Raw genomic sequence first — 4,635 nt, 5'->3', positions numbered from 1 at the left:
TACCGCTTCTCGATTCGGTAGCGATCGATCTCTCCCGCCAGCAGCTTGTCGTGCTGTGCGCGATTGTTCTCCCGGTCGTCGGGAAACGTCAGATCGAGGAAGCTGATGTGCTCGCGCCGCAGCTGCTCCAGGGAGTAGCCCAGGATCCGGCAGCACTCGGCGTTCGCAAAACGAATGCGCCCCGTTTCGATCTCGACGATCGAGACGCCCATGCCGAGACTGTCGAGAAAGACCCGCGGCAGCTCGACCATCTCGGCGACATCGTGCTCTGTCATGTCGAATATCGAGGTTGAGACCCTGCTCAACCTAGCGATCGACGCATCGCTGTTCTTGATCTGGGGCAACCGATCCCTGCGGCACTTGATGATCTTGAAAATCTTGCCCGGTACCTGCGCGCAGATTGCGTAATTCGAACAGCGCCGCAGTAAACTGTCTAACTAATTCTTACTATGGTGATGTTAAATTGAACAAACCCGGACTTTTACGGGGACTCGAATTTCGAACGGACTTCCCCCTGGCGTCGTGCTGCAGCAGACGGCTGACGGCGAGAGACCCTAACCCGTTTCAATGAGGACATGCTGATGTTCGGTCGCAAGAACAAGAGTGAGACGCTGGCCGCCCTGGCCACGGATGCGATCACGGCGAAGGTCATGGTCGCCGACGACAAGCTCGACATCGTCTACATGAACAAGGCCGTGACGGCGCTGTTGCGCGAGGCGGAAGCGGATCTGAAGACTCAGTTGCCGAGCTTCCGGGTCGACGGCCTGATCGGCACCAACATCGACGGATTTCACAAGGACCCGTCGCACCAGCGGCACATGCTGAAAGCGCTGGCCGCCGAGCACAGGGCCTGCATCAAGATCGGCAAATGGACGTTCGACCTGGTCGCGCAGCCGCTGCGCCATCCGGACGGAAGCCGCGCCGGCACGGTGGTGGAATGGTCCGACGCCAGCATCCGGCTGCAGAACCTCGACTACAGCGCGCAGGTCGCGGCGATCGGCCGGTCGCAGGCCGTCATCGAGTTCAACATGGACGGTACGATCATCACCGCCAACGACAATTTCCTGAATGCGCTCGGCTACAGCCTGCGCGAGATCCAGGGCAAGCATCACAGCATGTTCGTGTCCCCCGACGAGCGCGAAGGTCAGGGCTATCGCGAGTTCTGGGCGGCGCTGAGAGGTGGGCAGTATCGCGCCGCCGAATACAAGCGGATCGGGAAGGGCGGCAAGGAGGTCTGGATCCAGGCGTCCTACAACCCGGTGCTCGACCAGGATGGCAAGCCGTTCAAGGTCGTCAAATTCGCCACCGACGTGACCGATCAGAAGCTCAGAAATGCCGATCTCGCCGGGCAGATCGCGGCCATCAACAAGTCGCAGGCGGTCATCGAGTTCAATCTCGACGGCACGATCATCAATGCCAACGACAATTTCCTCAATGCGCTCGGCTACTCGCTGTCTGAGATCAAGGGCCGCCACCATTCGATGTTCGTGGAGCCGTCGGAGCGCGACAGCCAAGCCTATCGCGAATTCTGGGCGGCGCTGAACCGCGGGGAATATCAGGCCGCGGAATACAAGCGGATCGGCAAGGGCGGACGCCAGGTCTGGATCCAGGCGTCCTACAATCCCATCCTCGACCTCAACGGCAAGCCGTTCAAGGTGGTGAAGTTCGCCACCGACGTCACCCAGCAGGTGCTGGTGCGGATGGGCAACGAGCGCGTCCGCGGCATGATGGAGTCGGTCGCAGCCGGCGCCGAGGAGCTGAACGCGTCGGTGCGCGAGATCTCCGAAGCCATGACGAAGTCGCGCGAGACGGCCATGGGCGCGGCAGAGCGTGTCGCCTCGGCGGATTCGCAGGCCAAGCGCCTGAGCGATGCGACGCAGGCCATGAGCGGCATCGTCGAATTGATCGGCGACATCACCGGGCAGATCAACCTGCTTGCGCTCAACGCCACCATCGAGTCGGCGCGCGCCGGCGAGGCAGGCCGCGGCTTCGCGGTGGTGGCAGCAGAGGTCAAGAACCTCGCAAACCAGGCCAAGGCCGCAACCGACAAGATCGGCGCGGAGATCGGAGGCCTCAACGAGATCTCCAGCGAGGTCGTGAACGCGCTGAGCGTGATCAAGTCCGAAATCCAGAACGTCAGCGAATATGTCACCTCGACCGCGGCCGCGGTGGAAGAGCAAAGCACCGTCACCGGCGAGATGTCGTCGAGCATGCAGCGGGCCGCCGCGGAAGCACAGGCCATCGCCGCCGGCAAGGCCTGAGCCGCGGGTCGGGTCATAGGCAGCTGCGCCGCCCGCGGGCCTTCAGCCCGCGAGGCGCTGCGGCTCCTCGGCGCCGTCGGGCCTGTATTCGAGAATGTCGCCCGGCTGGCAGCGCAGCACCTCGCAGATCCGCGCCAGCGTGTCGAAACGCACGCCGCGGACCTTGCCGGATTTCAGCAGCGAGACGTTCTGCTCGGTGATGCCGATGCGCTCGGCAAGCTCCTTGGAGCGCATCTTGCGTCTGGCCAGCATGACGTCGAGATTGACGATGATCGGCATGGGTTGAACGATCTTCTCAAATGATCTTGGCATGGTCGTCCGCCAATTCGGCCGCGGCTTTGAAGATCTGCGCGAGCGCAATGACGAACAGCGAGAACAGCATGCGGAGCAAGTCCGCGGGCAGGATGGTCTGAAAGGTGAGCAAGGTGGAAAGCCGCAGCTGGACATGGCTGGTCAACACCAGCAGGCCGAGCTTGCGGATGATCATGTCAGCCGCGACCGCGGCAAAGCCGCAGACTCCAACGCGCAGCATCCAGATCGCCGCCTCGACTGTGAAGATCCGTCCCTGCAAGTAGGTGCCGAAAAGACGCCAGATGCAGTAGCCCACCGCAAGATCGGGGATCCAGACCACCAGCGTCAAAGCCAGGAACCATTCGACCTGGGTCGCCGACAAGCCGGTCATATCGGTCTTCAGCGCGTAGCCGAGCGGACCGACGAGGCCCGCGGGATCAACCGGCAGCCAGCGCCAGAGGAAGGAGACAGGAACCCACAAGCTCCATGCGACCGCAGCCCATTGAACGAAGCGGCATAGCCACGTGATCCTGCTGCGCAGCGCGGGCTGCGCGCGAGAATTCTCGTCGACGATGGCATCGGGCGGCTCCCCACGCCGTGGGCGTCCGGCCACAGGTCTCAGACGAACGATTTCAACCATTTTCGATCCACTTTACATTTTTATTGTAAAACATTAATTTCATAACGTCAATGAAGCCGCAGACGGCACGGGCGCGCCAAAAAAGCCACCAGCGCCGCGCACCATGGATTCGCCCTGCCGCGTCAGCAATGTTTTGCGTGAATCGATGTCGAAGCGTCCCATCACGAAGCCTGCCCGCGTGACCGACCGCTGCTTTGCTCGCTCCCGAACGGCGTCGACGGGCTCGCGCCGCGTGCGGGCCTTCAGGATGAGCCAAGCTGCGCTCGCCATGTGCGTTGTGCTGGCCGCAAGCGCGATGCTGCCGACCGCCGCTGCCGCCCAGAGCTTCACCTACAATCCGCTGCCGCCGAAGCCGCCGCCGCCGCGTGTCGCCAACGACAACCAGATGCTGGTGCAGGCGACCACCGTCGAATACGACACCAACAATTCGCGCGTCTCGGCGGTCGGCAACGTGCAGCTGTTCTACAACGGTTCGTCGGTCGAGGCCGACCGGGTGATCTACGACCAGAAGACCAAGCGCCTGCATGCGGAAGGCAACATCCGCATGACCGATGCCGACGGCAAGATCACTTACGCCAACAGCCTCGATCTGTCGGACGACTATCGCGACGGCTTCGTCGATTCGCTGCGCGTCGAAACCGAGGACCAGACGCGGATGGCGGCGACCCGCGCCGACCGTTCGAGGGGCAACACCACCGTGTTCGAGAACGGGGTCTACACCGCCTGCGCGCCGTGCCGGGACGATCCGAAGAAGCCGCCGCTGTGGCAAGTCAAGGGAGCGCGCATCATCCACGACCAGGCCGAGAAGATGCTGTATTTCGAGAATGCCCAGCTCGAAATGTTCGGCGTTCCGCTCGCCTATATCCCGTATTTCTCGACGCCCGATCCGACGGTGAAGCGCAAGAGCGGCTTCCTGATGCCGGGCTTCACCCAGACCGGCGGCTACGGCGTCGGCGTCGATATCCCCTACTACTGGGCGATCGACGGCAGTTACGACGCGACCTTCACGCCGCGCATCACCTCCAAGCAGGGCGTGCTGCTGCAGACCGAATTCCGCCAGCGCCTCGACAATGGCGGCTATCAGGTGCGCCTGTACGGCATCGACCAGTTGAACCGCAACGCGTTCGCCGGCCAGCCGGGCGACCGCCAGTTCCGCGGCGGCATCGATACCAAGGGCCAGTTCGCATTCAACGACAAATGGGTATTCGGCTGGGACGGCGTCCTGCTGTCCGACTACATGTTCCTGTCGGACTACCGGCTGGCGCAATACCGCGATCCGTTCAACTCGTTCATGACGCTGCCGACGGAGGCGATCTCGCAGCTGTACCTGACCGGCGTCGGCAACCGCAGCGTCTTCGATCTCAGGGCGATGCACTATCTGAGCCTCTCCGGCAACCAGCAGACCGTGCCGATCGTCTATCCGGTGCTGGACTACTCGAACGT

At 62.7% G+C, this 4,635-nt stretch carries 6 protein-coding genes; 2 read left to right on the top strand and 4 right to left on the bottom strand.

Annotated elements, in window-relative coordinates; genetic code table 11:
• Window positions 1-344 (bottom strand): PAS domain-containing protein (locus tag BRAS3809_RS31140; RefSeq protein ID WP_240535814.1); only part of this gene is annotated, 344 nt, incomplete at its 3' end.
• Window positions 345-581: 237 nt separating this feature from the next.
• Between BRAS3809_RS31140 and BRAS3809_RS31135 the strand changes: the two genes are divergently transcribed.
• A complete protein-coding gene (locus tag BRAS3809_RS31135; protein WP_008965990.1) occupies window positions 582-2,261 on the top strand; it encodes a methyl-accepting chemotaxis protein in 1,680 nt (559 codons plus the stop codon).
• Between the two features lie 42 nt (window positions 2,262-2,303).
• On the opposite strand, the gene BRAS3809_RS31130 is transcribed toward BRAS3809_RS31135, so the two are convergent.
• From BRAS3809_RS31130 to BRAS3809_RS37525, 3 genes are read right to left on the bottom strand one after another with little or no spacing between them, the layout of a single operon-like run.
• Entirely contained in the window at window positions 2,304-2,540 is a 237-nt protein-coding gene (locus tag BRAS3809_RS31130; RefSeq protein WP_035659685.1) for a helix-turn-helix domain-containing protein, read from the bottom strand.
• A 16-nt stretch (window positions 2,541-2,556) separates the two neighbouring features.
• The gene (locus BRAS3809_RS31125) at window positions 2,557-3,192 is read right to left on the bottom strand and encodes a DUF2975 domain-containing protein (protein WP_008965988.1); all 636 of its coding nucleotides are present in this window, start codon (window positions 3,190-3,192) and stop codon (window positions 2,557-2,559) included.
• A gap of 39 nt (window positions 3,193-3,231) precedes the next feature.
• Window positions 3,232-3,462, bottom strand: a complete 231-nt coding sequence (locus BRAS3809_RS37525) for a hypothetical protein (protein ID WP_240535813.1) — start codon at window positions 3,460-3,462, stop codon at window positions 3,232-3,234.
• Between BRAS3809_RS37525 and BRAS3809_RS31120 the strand changes: the two genes are divergently transcribed.
• Window positions 3,353-4,635, top strand: a 1,283-nt coding sequence (locus tag BRAS3809_RS31120; RefSeq protein WP_502685687.1) for an LPS-assembly protein LptD, incomplete at its 3' end; no start/stop codon positions are given. The genes BRAS3809_RS37525 and BRAS3809_RS31120 overlap by 110 nt on opposite strands.

It is taken from the genome of Bradyrhizobium sp. STM 3809, from assembly GCF_000239795.1.
Lineage (GTDB): Bacteria > Pseudomonadota > Alphaproteobacteria > Rhizobiales > Xanthobacteraceae > Bradyrhizobium.
This window is presented reverse-complemented; position numbering and strand designations above follow the sequence as displayed.

What these genes read in the sequence shown, in the direction of transcription:
- BRAS3809_RS31135 (WP_008965990.1), top strand. Translation starts at nt 582, where the DNA reads ATGTTCGGTCGCAAGAACAAGAGTGAGACGCTGGCCGCCCTGGCCACG.
- BRAS3809_RS31130 (WP_035659685.1), bottom strand. Translation starts at nt 2,540, where the DNA reads ATGCCGATCATCGTCAATCTCGACGTCATGCTGGCCAGACGCAAGATG.
- BRAS3809_RS31125 (WP_008965988.1), bottom strand. Translation starts at nt 3,192, where the DNA reads ATGGTTGAAATCGTTCGTCTGAGACCTGTGGCCGGACGCCCACGGCGT.
- BRAS3809_RS37525 (WP_240535813.1), bottom strand. Translation starts at nt 3,462, where the DNA reads ATGGCGAGCGCAGCTTGGCTCATCCTGAAGGCCCGCACGCGGCGCGAG.